Below are 18,300 nucleotides of genomic sequence, written 5' to 3' on the forward strand. Positions count from 1 at the left end.
TCTATGCGCATCGGAGTCATCGGGCTGGGAAACATGGGCGCGGGCATGGCCGCGAATCTGATCAAGGCAGGTCACGACGTGACCGTCTACAACCGCTCCCGGGCGAAGGTGGACGAATTGGCTGCGGTGGGGGCCCGACCCGCCGACAGCGTGTCCGACGCCTGCGGCGGCGAGGTCGTGCTGACGATGCTGGCCAACGACGACGCGGTGACAACGGTGACGTTCGGCGACGGCGGCATCATCGGCTCGGCCGGACCGGAGACCGTCCACATCTCGTCCAGCACGATCAGCGTCGCCCTGTCGAAACGCCTCACCGAAGCGCACGGCGCCGCCGGCCAGAGGTTCGTCTCGGCACCTGTGTTCGGCCGTCCGGAGGCTGCCGCGGCGGCGGCGCTGTTCGTCGTCACCGCGGGCCCATCAGACACCGTGACCGCGGTGACGCCCGTCTTCGATGCGATCGGCCAGCGCACGTTCGTGGTGTCGGAGGATCCGTCGGCCGCCAACCTGGTGAAGCTCAGTGGCAATTTCCTGATCGGCTCGGTGATCGAGTCCCTCGGGGAGGCAATGGCACTGGTGGACCGCGGCGGGGTCGACAAGCATCAGTACCTGGACATCCTGACGTCGACGTTGTTCTCGGCGCCGGTGTACAAGACCTACGGCGGACTCATCGCCAGCGAGCAGTTCGAGCCGGCCGGATTCGCTGCACCGTTGGGGCACAAGGACATCGGACTGGTTCTGGCCGCCGCCGAGGAGCTACGGGTGCCGTTGCCGATCGCCAGCCTGCTGCGCGACCGGTTCCTGCGTCTGCTTGCCGCCGGTGGCGACCACCTGGATTGGTCGGCGGTCGGCAGCCTCGCGGCGCGGGACGCGGCGGCCTCAGACCACTCCGCGTAGTCCGTCGGCGCCGAAGGCCGGCTCGAGCATCGCCGAGTAGTCCGGCCCGCGCCGCAGGTTCTGCCCGCCGTCGACGCCGATGATCTGTCCGGTGATCCACTGGGCTGCATCGCTGAGCAGGAACAGTGTCGCGTTCGCGACGTCGGAGACCTCACCGGGGCGCGGCAGCGGCGTGCACTCGGCGTAATCCCCGCTGATCTCGGGTGAGTCGAGAACCATCTGCACCAGTTCGGTCCGGATCAGCCCGGGCCGGATGCCGTTGACGCGCACCCAGGACGCCCCGAGTTCGTCGGCGGCCAGCTGGATCAGATGGTCCAAACCCGACTTCGTGACGCCGTACGGCCCGAACCATCGATGGGTGTTACTGGAGGCGATCGACGAGATACCGACGAAGGATCCGCCGCCGCCGCGCACCATCTCCCGGGCCGAGTGCTTGAGCACGTACATCGAACCGTTGATGTTCAGGTCGACCGTGGCGCGCCACGCTTCGGAGTCCATCTGGGTGATGGGGCCGATGGTCTGCGACCCGCCGGCGCAGTGCACCGCGCCGTGCAGCCGGCCGTTCCACGCCCTGGCAGCGTCCACGACCGCGGCGATCTGGTCCTCGTTGGTGACGTCGGCGGGCTGGTATCTGACGTTGCCGTTCGGCGCGGCGGCGTTGATCTCGTCCGCGGTTGCGGCCAGCCGATCGGCTCCGCGGCCAACGATCATGACGTTGGCGCCGGCTTTGGCCAGGTCCTCCGCCACACCTTTGCCGATACCGCTGCCACCACCGGTGACCAGGTACGTCCGATCCTCGAACGAGAGCTGCACGCCGACTCCTCACGCGAAACTGAAACAGGTTCTACGTATAGAACCACGGCGGCACGTCGCGGCATAGAGGCCGTCCCACCACCGCTTCCAGCGAACTTCCCGACGCGCCATGTCCGACGTTGCGCGGGACCGGGCAAGCCGGAGGAAATCAACCTGCGATACGCCCCGGAGCACTAATTCGGACGCACTCCACGGCCTTCCGACATTCCGACGCTCGCATTTTCTCCGCCCGCAGTTATGCGCCTTGATCAGTGCCTCAACCGCGTCAGAATTCACCGCGTCCGAATATTAACCCCGGTGTAACAACCTCGGTTCCGCTATCGATAAAACCGCCGAACAACTGCGGGACCCTTACGGCAGTCATACACTGCCTCCCACGGTCACTCAGCAAACCGAACAGAAGGCACAATCATGGCTAACTTGAAGATCGCGACACGGCGCCTGGCCCTCGCGGGCGGCTTCGCGCTCGCGGTGACGGCAGCGCCCGCGCTGTCCGTCGTCGCCGTTCCGTCCATCGCACCGCTGGCCGCGTGTCCCGCCGGCCAGGCCGTCAATCCGGCGACCGGTGGATGCGAGGTCGCGCCCAACGCCGGTCCGCAGGGCGGCCTGCCCGAGGTCCAGGGCATCCCTTGCACAGGCGCAAACACCGGTCAGTGCATAGGATTGCAGCAAGAGCAGCAGGCTCCTGCGGTGCAACCCCGCTCGACCGTCAGTCCGTAAAAACGGAGGGCCGACTTCGGAACTCCGTCAACTTCTCAAGAAAGCGTGAAGTATGGCGATTTCCTCCTCAGTCGGCCGCCGCATCCTCCTCGCCGGCGGGTTCAGCATCACCATCGCGGCTGCGCCCGCGGTTGCGTTCTTCGCCGCGCCGTCGGGAGCGCCGGCGGGCCCGGTGATGGCATGCCCTGCCGGCGAGTCCGAGGATCTCTACACCGATCAGTGCATTCCGGAACTGGTGCCCAACCAGCCGGGCGGCAATTACCCCACGACGTCCAGCGGCGGCGGTAACGTCACGTACTCGACGCCGGGCGATTCCAGCAGCCTCCCCGAGGTTCAGGGGATTCCGTGCACCGGCGCCAACACCGGCCAGTGCATCGGGCTGCAGGAGAACCAGGTTCCGGCTGTGTCTCCGCACTCGAGCATTTCGTCTAGCCCCTAGTCCGGGAGCAGATCAGAGAGGGCAACGATGCCGATCCACTTGACCTGGGTGACAAAGCTGCTCACCGCGGGCATGTTCACGCTCGCGGTGGCCACAGCTCCGCTGGCGCAGGCAGAAGGCGAAGGTGGGATTCCCGAGCCGCAGCCGGTGCCGGTGCCCCAGCCGGTGGATACCCAGCCGGGCGGGTCGGCGGGTTGCCAGTCGGGTGAATCGCTGGACCCGTCGACCGGGAACTGCACACCCACCATGACCCCGGTCGCCACCACCAACGGTGATGACGCGTTCGACGATCTACAGCCGCGGACCACACAGGACGTGACGTCGACCTCCGAAACCGGCATCGGCGCCGACCTCGTCCCCAACATCAACGGCACGCCGTGCACCGGCTATTGGGAGTCGGCGGCCTGCTACGAGACCAGCCAGGACGAAGTCGCCGTCCAGCCCAGGTCGACCATTTCCTCGAGCCCGTAGCGGCTCAAATCCCCTTCGCTAAGGTTGAGCAATGCCTGCAAAAACAAATCCCACGGATATCGACGATGTCGAGCCGCTGGCCGACAGCACGGCGCGCCAGGCCCGTCGCGTCGTCGCGGCCTACGCGAATGACGCCGACGAGTGCCGGGTCTTCCTGTCGATGCTCGGCATTGGGCCCTCAAAGCTCGAGGCGTAACCGGTGTCCGGGGGCAAGGACGCCGCCCGCTCCGGAGATTCTGATTTCGTGGTGGTCGCCAACCGGCTGCCGATCGACATGGAGCGGCTGCCCGACGGCAGCGTGACGTGGAAGCGCAGCCCGGGCGGCCTGGTCACCGCACTGGAGCCGCTGCTGCGTCGTCAGCGCGGCGCGTGGATCGGTTGGCCGGGAATTGTCGACGGGCCCGAGGAGCCGATCGTCGAGGACGACATGCAGCTCGTCCCGGTTCGGCTGTCCGCCGAAGACGTCGCCGAGTACTACGAGGGTTTCTCCAACGCCACCCTGTGGCCGCTGTATCACGATGTGATCGTCAAGCCGATCTACCACCGCGAGTGGTGGGATCGCTATGTCGAGGTCAACCGGCGCTTCGCCGAAGCGACGTCGCGGGCCGCCGCCGAAGGCGCCACGGTGTGGGTTCAGGACTACCAGCTTCAACTGGTGCCCAAGATGCTGCGCACGCTGCGTCCCGATTTGACCATCGGGTTCTTCCTGCACATTCCGTTCCCGCCGGTGGAACTGTTCATGCAGATGCCGTGGCGCACCGAGATCATCGAAGGTCTGCTCGGCGCCGATCTCGTCGGTTTCCATCTGCCCGGTGGCGCCCAGAACTTCCTGTTCCTGTCGCGAAGGCTGGTCGGCGCCAACACCTCTCGCGCCTCGGTTGGTGTGCGGTCCCGATTCGGCGAAGTGCAGTTGGGCTTCCGCACGGTGAAGGTCGGCGCCTTCCCCATCTCGATCGATTCCGCCGAGTTGGACAGCAAGGCCCGTAACCGCGACGTTCGCAAGCGGGCGAAGGAACTGCGGGCCGAACTCGGCAACCCGCGCAAGATCCTGCTCGGCGTGGATCGGCTGGACTACACCAAGGGCATCGACGTTCGGCTCAGGGCGTTTTCGGAGTTGCTTGCCGAGGGACGCGCCAAGCGCGACGACACCGTCCTGGTGCAGCTCGCCACCCCCAGCCGCGAGCGGGTCGAGAGTTATCGGGTGCTGCGCAACGAGATCGAACAGCAGGTCGGCCACATCAACGGCGAATACGGTGAAGTCGGCCATCCGGTCGTGCACTACATCCACCGGCCGGTACCGCGTGAGGAATTGATCGCGTTCTTCGTGGCGTCCGACGTCATGCTGGTGACGCCGCTTCGCGACGGCATGAACCTGGTCGCCAAGGAGTACGTCGCCTGCCGCAGTGATCTCGGGGGTGCCCTGGTCTTGAGTGAATTCACCGGTGCCGCAGCGGAACTCCGCCAGGCTTACCTGACCAACCCGCACGATCTCGAGGGCGTCAAGGACACCATCGAAGCCGCGCTCAACCAGACTGCCGAGGAGGGCCGGCGGCGGATGCGGGCGCTACGGCGCCAGGTCCTGGCCCATGACGTCGACCGGTGGGCGCGGTCCTTCCTCGACGCGCTGGCCGGTAAGCCGGTCACTGGTGAGGCGGAGTAGTCCGCTCAGGCCCGTTCAGTCGCGCAGCAGGCCCATCACGCCGAAAGTGCGCTCGGGGTCGCGGTCAGCAAAGTAGGCCCCCATGGCCGCGCCCAGCGTCCCCGGATCCCAGGCCGCGCCGTCAGCGTCGAACTGATGCTCCGTGGTCGGGGCGGCCACCAACGCGACCGACGGCCCGTAGACCACGAACACCTGTCCGTTGACCTTGTCCGAGGCCGGCGAGGCCAGGAAGCGCACCAGCGTCACCACGTGTTCGGGCGACAAAGGATCGACCTCGCCGTCGGCGAGATCGGGCGCATCGCCGAACACGTCGGCGGTCATCGCGGTGCGCGCACGCGGGGCGATCGCGTTGGCCCGCACACCGTAGCGCCCGAGAGCGCGGGACGCAGTCAGAGTCAGTGCCGTGATGCCTGCCTTGGCCGCACCGTAATTGGCCTGGCCGATCGGTCCCGACAGCCCGGCTTCCGACGTGGTGTTGATGATCCGGCCGTAGACCGAGCCACCGTTTTCCTTGGCCTGATTGCGCCAGTACGTCGCCGCGTTGCGGGTCAGCAAGAAGTGTCCGCGAAGGTGCACCGCGATGACCGCGTCCCAGTCCTCGTCGGTCATGTTGAACAACATGCGGTCCCGGGTGATACCGGCGTTGTTCACGACGATGCTCAGCCCACCGAGCGAGTCGGCGCAGGACACCAGCTCATCGGCCGTCGAACGCTGGCTGATGTCGCCGGCCACCGCGACGCCTTTGGAGCCGGCAGTACTGATCTCATCGAGAACGTCGGACTCATCAAGGGCCTTGGCCATGTCATTGACGACGACCGTGGCGCCGGAGCGGGCCAGCCCGATGGCCTCGGCACGGCCGAGCCCCGAAGCAGCGCCCGTCACCACGGCGACGCGTCCGGTGAGATCGATGGCGTCGCCGGTCACTTCTGCAGTCACTTACTAATACCTCTAGTCTTTGCGGGTCAGTGCGGCGCGAGGGCATTCGGCGATGGACTGCTCGGCCAGCGCCTCCTGGTCTGCGGGGATCGGATCCTTGGTGACGATCACGTAGTCCTCGTCGTCCAGTTCGAACAGGTCCGGCGCGATTCCCACACAGACAGCGTTACCTTCACAACGATCACGGTCGACTTCGACTCGCATGACAACCTCCTTGGCTGACAGACCCCGACGGCCGGGCGTTCGCAGCACCACGATACGACCAGATCGATCCGTATCCCGGCCGAACGGGCGCTGGACCACAAGACTAGAACGTGTTACAACCAGGAGTGTCGGCGGGTCGTCGACAGCTTGCAACTTTCAGCGGAGGATCGAGTCGATGCGGATCAGTTACACCCCCGAACAAGAGGAGCTGCGCCGCGAGTTGCGCTCGTACTTCGGCAAGCTGATGACGCCGGAGCGCCTGGAAGCACTCACGTCGACCTCGGGCGGCGAGATCGGCACCGGCAACATCTACCGCGAGACCGTGTCCCAGATGGGTAAGGACGGCTGGCTCACGCTGAACTGGCCGGAGGAGTACGGCGGCCAGAACCGCGACCCGATGGATTCGCTGATCTTCACCGACGAGGCGGCCATCGCCGGCGCGCCGGTGCCCTTCCTGACGATCAACAGCGTCGCGCCGACGATCATGGCGTTCGGCACCGAGGAGCAGAAGAAGTTCTACCTGCCCAAGATCGCCTCGGGTGACCTGCACTTCGCGATCGGCTACTCCGAGCCGGGCGCAGGCACCGACCTGGCGGCGTTGCGCACGACCGCCGTGCAGGACGGCGACGACTACGTGGTCAACGGTCAGAAGATGTGGACCAGCCTGATCCAGTACGCCGACTACGTCTGGCTCGCGGTGCGCACCAACCCCGAGGCGAAGAAGCACCGCGGCATCTCGGTGCTGATCGTGCCGACCACCGCCGACGGTTTCTCCTGGACTCCGGTGCACACGATGGCCGGCGTCGGCACCAGTGCCACCTACTACCAGGATGTTCGCGTGCCCGTGAGCAGCCGGGTTGGCGAGGAGAACGGCGGCTGGAAGCTGGTCACCAATCAGCTCAATCACGAACGGGTCGCACTGGTCTCGGCCCAGCCAATCTTCCTGGCGCTCAACCAGGTTCGGGAGTGGGCGCAGAACACCAAGGACGCCCACGGCAACCGCCTCATCGACTCCGAATGGGTGCAGCTCAACCTCGCGCGCGTGCTGGCCAAGGGCGAGTACCTCAAGCTGATCAACTGGGAGCTGGCATCCGCCAAGAGCGGGACGCTGAGCCCCGCCGATGCCTCCGCGGCCAAGGTCTTCGGCACCGAACTGGCCACCGAGGCCTACCGGTTGCTGATGGAGATCCTCGGCCCCTCAGCCACTCTGCGCCAGGATTCGCCCGGCGCCCTCCTTCGCGGCCGGATCGAGCGGATGCACCGCGCGGCCCTGATCCTCACCTTCGGTGGCGGCACCAACGAGATCCAGCGCGACATCATCGGCATGGTCGCCCTGGGCCTGCCCCGAGTCAACCGCTGACACGACCCGAGACGACTTAGGACCAACATGGACTTCACCAGAACAGAAGCAGCACAGGATCTTTCGGGTCTCGTCGGCACCATCGTCGACGCCGTCTGCACCCCGCAGCATCAGCGGGAGCTGGATAGCCTCGAACAGCGCTTCGACACCGAACTGTGGCGCAAGCTGATCGACGCGGACATCCTGTCCACTGCCGCACCGGAATCGGTGGGCGGCGCCGGGTTCGGCGTCCTGGAGCAGACGGCGATCCTGGCGGCGCTGGGCCGACAGTTGGCCGCGGTGCCCTACCTGGAGTCGGTCGTCCTCGGCGCGGGAGTACTGGGCCGCGTCGGCACGCCCGAGCTGCAAGAGCAGTGGGGCGCCCCGGCGGTGGCCGGCGACAAGATCCTGACCGTGGCCCTCGACGGGGAATTCGGTCAGGGCCCGGTGCAGGCCGCCGCTTCCGGTGGCGGGTTCCGCCTGACCGGCACCCGTACCCAGGTCCCGTTCGGTCCGGTCGCGGACGCGTTCCTCGTTCCCGCCGAAACCGATTCCGGCACAAAGGTATTCCTGGTGGCCAGGGACGACGCCGGAGTATCGGTGACGCCGCTGCTGACCACCGGACTCAACAGCGCCGGCGAGCTCGACCTCGCGGGCGTCGAGATCGGCGCCGACCGGATCGTCGGTGACGCCGAGGTACTGGCGTGGTTGTCCACGCACAAGACGTTGGGCTACACCGCCTTCCAGCTCGGCGTGCTCGAGCGCGCGCTCGAGTTGACGGCCGAGTACGCCCGCACCCGCGAGCAGTTCGACCGGCCGATCGGCAGCTTCCAGGCGGTCTCCGCCCGACTTGCCGACGACTACATCGACATCAAGGGCCTTGGCCTGGCACTGGTGCAGGCGTCCTGGCGATTGTCGGAGGACCTGCCCGCCGACCCTGAAGTGGCCACCGCCGCGTTCTGGGCAGCCGAGGCGGGGCACCGAGTCGCCCACACCACCGTGCACGTCCACGGCGGTGTCGGGATCGACGTCGACCATCAGGTGCATCGGTACTTCCTCACCGCCAAGCAGATCGAGTTCGCGCTGGGCGGTGCGACCGCGCAACTGCGGCAGATCGGCCGTGAGCTGGCCGACACACCGGCTTGACCGGATCGCTGAGCCAGCCGACCGTCACCGACCTGCTGGCGCGGCTGGCTGACGTCGACGATCGCGGCATCCACGCCGACGATGGCTCGTATTCGACCTGGCGCCAACATATTCAGGACGCCGCCGACCTGGCGGCGGCGCTGACCGCACGGCTCGATCCGGACAATCCCCCGCACGTCGGCGTGCTGCTGGGTAACACGCCGTTCTTCTCGTCGCTGCTGGTGGCGGCGGCGATGGCCGGGCTGGTTCCGGTCGGGCTGAATCCCACGCGCCGCGGCGAGGCGCTGGCGCGGGACATCGAGACCGCCGACTGTCAGCTGGTTCTCGCCGACGGTGATCTCGATGGTTACGGCGCCGGGTTCGCGCCCGAGGGTATGGCCGTCATCGACGTGGGTTCACCCGCGTGGGCGGACGAGCTCGCACGATTCCGTGGCTCCCCCATCACATTCGCGCCCAGCACCCTCGACGATCTGTTCATGCTGATCTTCACCTCGGGCACCAGCGGCGACCCGAAGGCGGTGCGGTGCACCCACGAGAAGGTGGCCGTCCCGGGTGTGATGCTGGCCGAGCGGTTCGGGCTGGGGGCCGCCGACACCTGCTACCTGTCGATGCCGCTGTTCCACTCCAACGCGGTGATGGCAGGTTGGGCCGTGGCGGTGGCGGCGGGTGCATCGATTGCGTTGCGCCGTAAGTTCTCCGCCTCCCAGTTCATCCCTGACGCACGCAGGTTCAACGCCACTTACGCCAACTATGTGGGCAAGCCGATGTCGTACATCCTGGCCACCCCGGCGCGCCCCGACGACGCCGACAACCCGCTGCGGATCGTCTACGGCAACGAAGCCGCGCCGCGCGACATCGACCGATTCGCCAAGCGCTTCGGAGTGACAGTGGTCGACGGGTTCGGGTCCACCGAGGGTGGCGTCAACATCGCCCGCACCCCGGATACCCCAGAGGGTGCGCTGGGCCCACTGCCCGAGGGTCTGGAGATCGTCGACGTCGACACCGGCGAGCCGTGCCCGCCCGGGGTCATCGGCGAACTGGTGAACCTCACCGGCCCCGGCAACTTCCGCGGTTACTACAACGCCCCGGACGCCGAGTCGGAGCGCATGACCGGCGGCGTTTACCACAGCGGCGATCTGGCCTACCGCGACGACGCCGGCTATGTGCACTTCGCCGGCCGCCTCGGTGACTGGATGCGGGTCGACGGTGAGAACCTTGGCACCGCACCGATCGAACGGGTGCTGATGCGCTACCCCGACGTGACCGAGGCCGCGGTCTACGCCATCCCCGACCCCGCGGTCGGTGACCGGGTGATGGCCGCACTGGTCATGCCCGAGGACGCGACGTTCGACGTGAACGAGTTCCGGGAGTTCCTGACCGCCCAAAGTGACCTCGGAGGAAAGCAGTGGCCGGCGTTCGTGCGGGTCAGCACCTCCTTACCGCGTACCGAGACGTTCAAGATCATCAAACGCCGCCTGTCCGCCGAGGCACTGGACTGCGCCGACCCGGTGTTCGAAATCCGGCACTAGCCGGTGATCGACGGCATGACCGCCTCGATGAGGTGCGGTCCCGGTTCGTCGAAGGCCCACCGCAGCGCATCGGCAAGCTCCTCGGCAGTGCCCACCCGGCGGGCCGGAACACCCATGCCCTTGGAAATGCGAACGAAATCAAGTGTGGGACTGGTCAAATCGAGCAGTGACTCGGCTTTCGGACCGGGCCGCTCCCCCACCGCCTCGGCGCCAACGCGCTGTAGTTCGATGCGCAGGATGTCGTAGGCGCGATTGGCGTAGACAACCGTGGTGACGTCGAGTTGTTCGCGGGCTTGGGTCCAGAGCGCCGAGATCGTGTACATGGCCGAACCGTCGGACTCCAGGCACAGCACCGGGCGCTCCGGCGCGGCGATGGCGGCACCGACCGACACCGGGAGCGCATAGCCGATCGCCCCGCCGGTCAGGGTGAGCCAGTCATGCGCGGGGGCACCGGCCGTGGCCTGCGCCAGAAGGACTCCCGAGGTGTTCGACTCGTCGACGACGATGGCATGTTCGGGCAGCAGCGCACCGATGACGTCAGCGGAGGTCACCACGTTGAGCGGACCGCTCGGCAACGACGGCCGCGACAGCGCCGCAATGGCTGCGGTCTCGCCCGGCGCGATCCGATCGGCGAGCACGCTGAGTGCGGCCCTGGCGCCGACCGGCCCGGCCAACGTGTGTACCGCACAGCCGTCGGGCACCAGATCACTCGGCTTGCCGGGATAGGCGAAGAACGACACCGGGTGCGGCGCACCGGCCAGCACCAGATGTCGGGCACCGGCGAGCTGGGCGGTGGCCGCTTCGGCGAAGTAGGCGAGCCGTTCGACAGCAGGCAGACCGGCCCCGCGCTCCAGGCGCGTGGGGAACGTCTCGCACAACACCTGCGCCCCGCACGCCTGCGCGAGCCTGACGGCCGCGGACAGGCCGTCGGCCCCGGTGGCGTCACCACCGACCATGATCACCGTCGGCTCACCGGAACGCAGCGCCGACTCGATCTGTTCGGCTTCGTGAAGGACCGCGGCCGGCTGTGCCGCAACCTCTTTCACTTCGGACGCGCCCTCACCCCACGAGACATCGGCGGGCAGGATCAGTGTGGCGATGTGCCGGTGGGCACGCGCGGACGCGATGGCAGCTGCGGTATCGGCGGCTACGTCGGCGACCGCCATGGTGCGGCGCACCCAGCCCGACACGGTCTGCGCCACCGAGTCGATATCGGACTCCAGCGGCGCGTCGTATTTCTTGTGATAGGTGGCGTGGTCGCCGACGACCACGACCGCAGGCACATGCGCCCGACGTGCGTTGTGCAGGTTGGCCAGGCCGTTGCCCAGTCCGGGGCCCAGGTGCAGCAGGACCGCGGCGGGCTCGTCGGCGATGCGGGCGTAACCGTCGGCGGCCCCGGTGGCGACACCCTCGAAAAGGGTGAGCACACCGCGCATCTGCGGCACGGTGTCCAGCGCGGCGACGAAGTGCATCTCCGAGGTGCCGGGGTTGGCGAAGCACACCCGCACACCGTGGTCGACCAGGGTCGAGATCAGTGCCTGTGCGCCGTTCACCCGACCGAGCTTAGTCAGCCTGTTGGGCTAGCTGTCGCGGATCGTGTCCAGTTTCCGCGTCGCGGCCTCGAAGCCGGTGACCAGTTCGGCGATGATGTCGGCAACCGGGCGGATCTCGTTCATCCGGCCCACGATCTGGCCGACCGGCATCGCGACGGTGGTCGGGTCCTCCGAGGCGCTCATTCGCTGATGCGCCTCGGAGACCAGGATGTTCTGCAGCGGCATCGGCAGCGGCTCGGGTGCGCCCTCGGCGTCCCATGCCTCGGTCCACCGACTCTTGAGCAGGCGAGCCGGCTTGCCGGTGTAGATGCGGCGGCGGACGGTGTCACTGGAGCTGGCGGCCAGCAGCGCCTCCTGGATCACCGATGCTCCGCCTTCGGTGCGAACACCGAGGTCGTATTCAGCGGCGGTCAGGAACGCCGACCCCATCCAAACACCTTGTGCACCAAGGGCGAGCGCGGCAGCCACCTGGCGGCCGGTTCCGATACCACCCGCCGCGAGCACTGCCGCCTTACCGTCAAGTGCATCGACGACCTCCGGCACCAGCACCATCGAGGCGATCTCACCGGTATGCCCGCCGGCCTCGTGGCCCTGGGCGATCACGATGTCGACACCGTTCTCGGCGTGCCGCTGCGCGTGCTTGGCGCTTCCGGCCAGCGCGGCCACCGGAACCCCGGCCTCGTGCACCTGGTCGATGACGTCCTTGGGCGGTGAACCGAGCGCGTTCGCGATGAGCTTGATGGGGTGCCGCAGCGCCACCTCGACGTGGCTGCGGGCCACCGAGTGAAGCCACCCGAGCACGCCTTCGGATTTCGCCTCGTCCTCGGGCAGGGGCGGCACTCCGAGGTCGGCGAGCGTCTTGGCGACGAAGTCCCGATGTGTCTGCGGGATCAGCTTGTTGATGTCGAGCGACGAGCCTTCGGTGGGGATCTTGGCCGGCATCACCACGTCGACGCCGTACGGCTTACCGTCGGTGTTCTCGTCCATCCATTGCAGAACAGCTTCCAGGTCATCGGGATCGTTGAACCGAACGCATCCCAACACGCCCATGCCGCCGGCCCGGCTGACCGCGGCGGCGACCTTCTCCGACGGGGTGAAAACGAAGATCGGGTACTGGATGCCGAACCGATCGCAGAGTTCGGTGTGCATCAGCTGGCAGCCCCCGCGTGCTTGGCGTGCACCTCGTCGGCCGGACGAAGCTCGGTCTGGTCCTTGGCCCACTTGTAGTCGGGCTTACCGGCCGGGGAACGCTTCACCTCGTCGACGATCCACAGGCTGCGCGGCACCTTGTAGCCGGCGATCTCCTTGCGCACGAAGACATCCAGATCGGCCAGCGACGGGCGGGCTCCCTTGCGGGGAGCGACGACGGCGGCGACATGGTTGCCGAAGCGCGGGTCGGGCACACCGACCACCAGGGCGTCGAAAACGTCCGGATGGCCCTTGAGCGCGGCCTCGACCTCTTCGGGATAGATCTTCTCGCCGCCGCTGTTGATCGACACCGAGCCGCGGCCCAGCATGACCACGGTGCCGTCCGCCTCGACCTCGGCGTAGTCGCCAGGAATCGCATAGCGCACACCGTTGTAGGTCTTGAAGGTCTCGGCGGTCTTCTTCTCGTCCTTGTAATAGCCGACCGGGATGTTGCCCTTCTTGGCGATAACGCCGCGGACCCCGGACCCGGGCTTGACCTCGTTGCCGTCCTCGTCGAGCACGACGGTGCGATGGTCGATCGTCACCCGTGGGCCGCCCATGTGGTGCTCGCCCTTGGCGACGATGCTGGTGCCACCGAAGCCGGTCTCCGACGAACCGATCGAGTCGGTGATCACCCGGTTGGGCAGCAGTTCGAGCAGCTTCTCCTTGAGGCTGGTGGAGAACAGCGCGGCAGTGCTGGCGAGCAGGAACAACGAGGAGAGGTCGTATTCCTTGCCGCTGTCCAGTGCGGACTGCAGCGCGTCGAGCAACGGCCGCGCCATCGCGTCACCGGTGAAGAACAGCAGGTTCACCTTGTGCTCGTGGATGGTGCGCCACACCTCGTCGGCGTCGAATTCCGGTGCCAGCACGGTGGTTTGGCCCGAGAAGATGGACATCCAGGTCGCCGACTGGGTGGCGCCGTGGATCATCGGTGGGATCGCGTAGCGGACCATCGGCGGGTTCTCCGCGGCGGCCCGGGACAGGTCGTACTCGTCCTTGACGAACTCACCGGTGGCAAAGTCGGTGCCGCCGAACAGAACCCGGTAGATGTCCTCGTGACGCCACATCACGCCCTTGGGGAAGCCGGTGGTGCCGCCGGTGTACAGCAGGTAGATGTCGTCCTCGCTGCGCTCGCCGAAGTCCCGCTCGGGCGAGCTCTCGGACAGTGCCGAGTAGAACTCGACGCCGCCGTAACGCTGGTAGTCGTTGTCGCTGCCGTCCTCGATCACGAGGATCGTCTTGACGTCCGGCGTATCCGGCAGCACGTTGGCGACCCGGTCGGCGTACTGGCGTTCGTGCACCAACGCGACCATGTCGGAGTTCTCGAACAGGTACCGCAGTTCACCCTCGACATAGCGGAAGTTGACGTTGACCAGGATCGCGCCCGCCTTGATGGTGCCCAGCATCGCGATGACGATTTCGATGCGGTTGCGGCAGTACAACCCGACCTTGTCGTCCTTCTTGACGCCATGGTCGAGGAGGTAGTGCGCGAACCGGTTCGCCTTCTCCTCCAACTCGGCGAAGGTGATTTTGTCGTCACCACAAATGAAGGCGACGCGGTCTGGCACGGCGTCGATGGCGTGCTCGGCTAGATCAGCTATGTTCAGGGCCACGGACCCAAATTAGAACGTGTTACATTTCCTGACAAGTCTGTGGCAGTGACGCTGGAAGGCAGGTACCCGTGAGCGAGTCCGAAAAAAGCCCCGATGCCCTCATTGAGCAGCGCGGACACACTCTCATCGTCACGCTGAACCGGCCGGAGGCTCGCAACGCGCTTTCCACCGAGATGCTCTCGATCATGGTGGAGGCCTGGGACCGTGTCGACAACGATCCGGAGATCCGCACCTGCATCCTGACGGGAGCCGGCGGCTACTTCTGCGCGGGCATGGACCTCAAGGGTGCGACCAAGGCGCCTCCCGGCGATTCGTTCAAGAGCGGCGCCTTCGATCCGACGAAGATCGAAGGTCTGCTGAAGGGCCGCAGGCTGACCAAGCCGCTGATCGCGGCCGTCGAAGGCCCGGCCATCGCCGGCGGCACGGAGATCCTGCAGGGTACCGACATCCGAGTGGCCGGCGAGAGCGCCAAGTTCGGCATCTCCGAGGCAAAGTGGAGCCTGTATCCGATGGGCGGCTCGGCTGTGCGCCTGCCGCGGCAGATCCCGTACACCATCGCGTGCGATCTGCTGCTGACCGGCCGGCACATTAGCGCTGCGGAGGCCCTGTCCTACGGCCTGATCGGGTACGTGGTGCCGGACGGCACGGCGCTGGACAAGGCGCTTGAGATCGCCGAGGTCATCAACAACAACGGGCCGCTCGCCGTGCAGGCGATCCTCAAGACCATTCGCGAGGCCGAGGGCATGCACGAACTCGACGCATTCAAGCCCGACACCGCCAACGGCATCCCAGTGTTCCTGTCCGAGGACGCCAAGGAAGGTCCGCTGGCGTTCAAGGAGAAGCGGGCGCCTCAGTTCAAGATGCGCTAGTCGTCTTGGGGGCCGTCGCCATTCCCGCGACGATCTTGTCCGCCGCGAAAGCGGCTGCCTGCGCGGTCATTCCGTCGAAGGCGTACGCCTGGTGGGCGCCGTTGTTGCCGCCGGTAGGCGAGCAGATCGGGTCTTCGGGAATACATTGGTCGATGGTTTTGGCCGCGTAGAGACTGCCCACCGTGATGGGCGGCACGCTCCGGTCGATCGTGTTCAAGAACCCGTTGGACGGCTTACCGAACAGCGCGACGGCGGAGACGTGCTTGGCGATCTCCGGCGCCATGGGCCCGGTGATGCCGTCGGGCGGGATGTAGCCATCGGGGATCTTGTCGGCCGTGACGTAGCCGGCCACCGCCGCGCCCTGCGAGTATCCACCCAACACCATCTTGGTGTCGGGGCACCGTGTCGCCATATCGCGGACCCGATTGCTGGCATCGATCACACCATCGGCCGCGGTCGAAAACTGCAGTGAAGCAGGGTAATTCACCGCATACACATCGACGGACTTGCCTGCCAGCTGCGGCTGGGCCCGCAACTCGTCGACGAACGCCTGACCGATGCCCCCGACACCCGGCGGTTCGAAGGTGCCGCGCGCGAAGACCACCTCGACGTCAGGACACCCCTCCTCTGCCGAGGCGACCGGGCTGCCGGTCGGTGCCGTCACCAGCGTCGCGGTAGCCAGCATCGCGGCGACAAAGAGTCGCCGCAGGTAATGGGCCTGGTCAGATTCGGTAACACTCATGTCGCCCCACAGCTAGTAACGATGTCGCCCCGGTCCGGCAAGCAACACCGCTTACCCCGAGATGGGGTCGTGGTTCCCACAATCGGGAGTGATCAAACAATCACCCCGAGCGTCACCCCAGCGTCACGCTGGGCGTCGGCCGTGACTGTGGTGCGACGGTCGCGCGAGTCTAGGCGAGCACCGGGCGCGACGGAGTGAACACCACCGGCATCTCCTCGAGGCCACTGACGAAGTTGGCCGGCCGCAGCGGCAGCGCGGACTCGTCGGCCAGGCGCAGGTCCGGCAGACGTTCGAGAACCTTGCGCACCATCGTGCTCAACTCCAGCCGGGCCAGCTGGTTGCCGAGGCAGAAGTGGGTTCCGAAGCCGAAGGCCAAGTGACTGTTCGGATTCCGGTCGATACGGAAATTCTCCGGATCGCCGAACACCGACTCGTCGAAGTTGGCGGCCTCGAACATCAAGAGCATCTTCTCGCCCTGGCGCAACTGGGTGCCGTGGAAGTCCACATCGCGCATGGCGGTGCGGGCCATGTTCTTCACCGGCGAGGTCCAGCGCAGCATCTCCTCGATGGCGCCGGGAATCAGGCTCGGATCCGCGACCAGGCGCTGCCACTGATCCCGGTGGCGCACAAGCTGTTCGGTGCCGCCCGACAACGTGTGCCTGGTGGTCTCGTCGCCGCCGATGAGAATCAGCAGGGTCTCGAAGATGATCTCGTCGTCGGCCATACGCTGACCTTCGACCTCGGAGTTGACCAGGATCGAGAACAGATCGTCGGTCGGCTCCGCCCGGCGCTTGGCGATGGTCTCGGTGGCGTACGCGGAATAGCCGGCGAACGCGTCCATCACCGCCTGCAGTGTTTCGGCGTCGGCCGCCGAGTTCAAGCCGCACACCAGGTCATCGGACCACTTCAGCAGCGTCGAGCGCTCCTCGGGCAGCACACCGAGCATGTCGCCGATCACGGCCATCGGCAGCGGCGCGGCGATGTCGCGGACGAAGTCGCACTCCCCCCGCTCGCACACCGCATCGATCAATGTGTCGCACAGCGTGTCGATCCCGGCGACCTTGTCCATCACCCGCTTACGGGTGAAGCCTGCATTGACGAGCTTGCGCCGCAACAGATGTCCGGGATCGTCCATGTCGATCATGTAGGGCATGCCCGGGTTGTCGGGCCGGATCCCGCCGGTGTTGGAGAAGGTCTCGGGATCGCGCTCGGCGTCGATCACGGCCTGGTAGGTCGTCGCGGCGGCGAGACCGTTGCGGTCGCGAAACACCGGCTCGTTGGCCCGCATCCACCGATACGCGTCGCGTGCCGCACCGTCGGCGTAGAAATTGCCGTCAGTCAGATCAACATTCGGCTTCGCCGGCGCCAAAGTGCCTGTCATTCCGTTCCCTCCACTACTTTTCGTTCACGTTGGATGTCAAAGCGGTTTACAGTGGCCGCATGTCTGATTCGCAGCACACGATCGCCGGCACGGTGCTCACCATGCCGGTGCGGGTTCGCAAGGCCGACGTTCACACGGCTATGTTCTCGGTTCCGGCCGATGCCGCGCAGCGACTTGTCGATTACAGCGGACTGAAGGTCTGCGAATTCCGCCCCGGCCGCGCGGTGGTCAACCTGATGCTGGCCCGCTACATCGACGGCGACCTGGGCAAGTACAACGAGTTCGGAACTTGCGTCATGGTCAATCCGCCGGGCTCGAATGCCCGCGGGCTCAAGGCACTCGGCGACGCCGCGGCGTTCATCCATCACCTGCCGGTCGACCAGTCCTTCACGCTGGAGGCCGGCCGCACCATCTGGGGCTTCCCCAAAATCATGGCCGACTTCAATGTGCGCGAAGCCAACCCGTTCACCTTCGATGTCAGTGAGAACGGATCGCTGATCGCCGGAATCGAGTTCCACCGCGGTTTGCCGATCCCGTCGCTGCGCCCGCGCACCCAGGTCCTCAAGACCTACACGTTCGCCGACGGCACCACTCGCGAGGTGCCCTGGGAGATGAAGAATTCGGGTGTCCGCTTCCGGCCGGGCGGCGCCACGCTGCGACTCGGCGACCACCCGTACGCCAAAGAGCTGGCCACACTGGGGCTGCCGAAGCGCGCGATGGTCTCGGGCTCGGTCGCCCACGTCGACATGACGTTCGGCGACGCCCACGTGCTGAGCTGAGCCGAGCGTCATCCGGTCAATGTA

At 66.6% G+C, this 18,300-nt stretch carries 19 protein-coding genes; 11 read left to right on the forward strand and 8 right to left on the reverse strand.

What is annotated here, in order from left to right:
• The first annotated feature begins 3 nt into the window (after positions 1-3).
• Positions 4-894, forward strand: coding sequence for an NAD(P)-dependent oxidoreductase (locus BST42_RS11530; RefSeq protein ID WP_083118702.1), 891 nt, complete (start codon positions 4-6; stop codon positions 892-894).
• Here the strand turns inward: BST42_RS11530 and BST42_RS11535 are convergent.
• A complete protein-coding gene (locus BST42_RS11535) occupies positions 877-1,707 on the reverse strand; it encodes an SDR family oxidoreductase (protein ID WP_083118703.1) in 831 nt (276 codons plus the stop codon). The genes BST42_RS11530 and BST42_RS11535 overlap by 18 nt on opposite strands.
• Positions 1,708-2,118: 411 nt before the next feature.
• Between BST42_RS11535 and BST42_RS11540 the strand changes: the two genes are divergently transcribed.
• The 5 genes from BST42_RS11540 to BST42_RS11560 are packed head-to-tail and all read left to right on the forward strand — an operon-like array spanning position 2,119 to position 4,997.
• Positions 2,119-2,427: a hypothetical protein gene (locus tag BST42_RS11540; RefSeq protein ID WP_083118704.1), complete on the forward strand. Its 309-nt coding sequence runs from the start codon at positions 2,119-2,121 to the stop codon at positions 2,425-2,427.
• Positions 2,428-2,479: 52 nt separating this feature from the next.
• Entirely contained in the window at positions 2,480-2,866 is a 387-nt protein-coding gene (locus BST42_RS11545; RefSeq protein WP_083118705.1) for an intersectin-EH binding protein Ibp1, read from the forward strand.
• A gap of 27 nt (positions 2,867-2,893) precedes the next feature.
• Complete coding sequence (locus BST42_RS29350; protein ID WP_133057447.1) at positions 2,894-3,337, forward strand: hypothetical protein; 444 nt, start codon at positions 2,894-2,896, stop codon at positions 3,335-3,337.
• Positions 3,338-3,368: 31 nt separating this feature from the next.
• A complete protein-coding gene (locus BST42_RS29025) occupies positions 3,369-3,533 on the forward strand; it encodes a hypothetical protein (RefSeq protein WP_109751046.1) in 165 nt (54 codons plus the stop codon).
• A gap of 3 nt (positions 3,534-3,536) precedes the next feature.
• Positions 3,537-4,997, forward strand: coding sequence for an alpha,alpha-trehalose-phosphate synthase (UDP-forming) (locus BST42_RS11560; protein ID WP_083118708.1), 1,461 nt, complete (start codon positions 3,537-3,539; stop codon positions 4,995-4,997).
• Positions 4,998-5,012: 15 nt separating this feature from the next.
• On the opposite strand, the gene BST42_RS11565 is transcribed toward BST42_RS11560, so the two are convergent.
• A complete protein-coding gene (locus BST42_RS11565; protein ID WP_435406026.1) occupies positions 5,013-5,933 on the reverse strand; it encodes a 3-oxoacyl-ACP reductase in 921 nt (306 codons plus the stop codon).
• Between the two features lie 12 nt (positions 5,934-5,945).
• Positions 5,946-6,137 carry a ferredoxin gene (locus BST42_RS11570; protein WP_036346341.1) on the reverse strand — a complete coding sequence of 64 codons (192 nt, stop codon included), beginning with the start codon at positions 6,135-6,137 and terminating at the stop codon, positions 5,946-5,948.
• A gap of 175 nt (positions 6,138-6,312) precedes the next feature.
• Between BST42_RS11570 and BST42_RS11575 the strand changes: the two genes are divergently transcribed.
• The 3 genes from BST42_RS11575 to fadD17 are packed head-to-tail and all read left to right on the forward strand — an operon-like array spanning position 6,313 to position 10,151.
• Positions 6,313-7,497, forward strand: a complete 1,185-nt coding sequence (locus tag BST42_RS11575; RefSeq protein WP_036341701.1) for an acyl-CoA dehydrogenase — start codon at positions 6,313-6,315, stop codon at positions 7,495-7,497.
• A 27-nt stretch (positions 7,498-7,524) separates the two neighbouring features.
• Positions 7,525-8,622 (forward strand): acyl-CoA dehydrogenase family protein, encoded by a 1,098-nt coding sequence (locus BST42_RS11580; RefSeq protein WP_083118709.1) that lies wholly within the window; start codon positions 7,525-7,527, stop codon positions 8,620-8,622.
• Entirely contained in the window at positions 8,619-10,151 is a 1,533-nt protein-coding gene (fadD17, locus tag BST42_RS11585) for a long-chain-fatty-acid--CoA ligase FadD17 (protein ID WP_237159364.1), read from the forward strand. The genes BST42_RS11580 and fadD17 overlap by 4 nt, the downstream gene beginning before the upstream one ends.
• Here fadD17 and BST42_RS11590 read toward each other — a convergent pair.
• Genes BST42_RS11590 through BST42_RS11600 form a run of 3 tightly spaced genes read right to left on the reverse strand, consistent with a single transcriptional unit; the run spans position 10,148 to position 14,505 of the window.
• The gene (locus BST42_RS11590; RefSeq protein WP_083118710.1) at positions 10,148-11,704 is read right to left on the reverse strand and encodes an acetolactate synthase large subunit; all 1,557 of its coding nucleotides are present in this window, start codon (positions 11,702-11,704) and stop codon (positions 10,148-10,150) included. The genes fadD17 and BST42_RS11590 overlap by 4 nt on opposite strands.
• A 27-nt stretch (positions 11,705-11,731) precedes the next feature.
• Positions 11,732-12,853: an NAD(P)H-dependent flavin oxidoreductase gene (locus BST42_RS11595; protein ID WP_083118711.1), complete on the reverse strand. Its 1,122-nt coding sequence runs from the start codon at positions 12,851-12,853 to the stop codon at positions 11,732-11,734.
• Positions 12,853-14,505, reverse strand: coding sequence for a medium/long-chain-fatty-acid--CoA/3-oxocholest-4-en-26-oate--CoA ligase (locus tag BST42_RS11600; RefSeq protein WP_083118712.1), 1,653 nt, complete (start codon positions 14,503-14,505; stop codon positions 12,853-12,855). The genes BST42_RS11595 and BST42_RS11600 overlap by 1 nt, the downstream gene beginning before the upstream one ends.
• 68 nt (positions 14,506-14,573) lie before the next feature.
• Between BST42_RS11600 and BST42_RS11605 the strand changes: the two genes are divergently transcribed.
• Positions 14,574-15,374, forward strand: coding sequence for a crotonase/enoyl-CoA hydratase family protein (locus BST42_RS11605; RefSeq protein ID WP_083118713.1), 801 nt, complete (start codon positions 14,574-14,576; stop codon positions 15,372-15,374).
• Here BST42_RS11605 and BST42_RS11610 read toward each other — a convergent pair.
• Complete coding sequence (locus BST42_RS11610) at positions 15,361-16,059, reverse strand: cutinase family protein (protein WP_165760842.1); 699 nt, start codon at positions 16,057-16,059, stop codon at positions 15,361-15,363. The genes BST42_RS11605 and BST42_RS11610 overlap by 14 nt on opposite strands.
• A 226-nt stretch (positions 16,060-16,285) precedes the next feature.
• Complete coding sequence (locus BST42_RS11615; RefSeq protein ID WP_083118715.1) at positions 16,286-17,497, reverse strand: cytochrome P450; 1,212 nt, start codon at positions 17,495-17,497, stop codon at positions 16,286-16,288.
• A gap of 59 nt (positions 17,498-17,556) precedes the next feature.
• Here BST42_RS11615 and BST42_RS11620 point away from each other — a divergent pair, with 59 nt between their 5' ends.
• Entirely contained in the window at positions 17,557-18,276 is a 720-nt protein-coding gene (locus tag BST42_RS11620) for an acetoacetate decarboxylase family protein (protein ID WP_083118716.1), read from the forward strand.
• Positions 18,277-18,300 lie beyond the last annotated feature (24 nt).

The organism is Mycolicibacterium rhodesiae (assembly GCF_002086695.1).
GTDB lineage: Bacteria > Actinomycetota > Actinomycetes > Mycobacteriales > Mycobacteriaceae > Mycobacterium > Mycobacterium rhodesiae.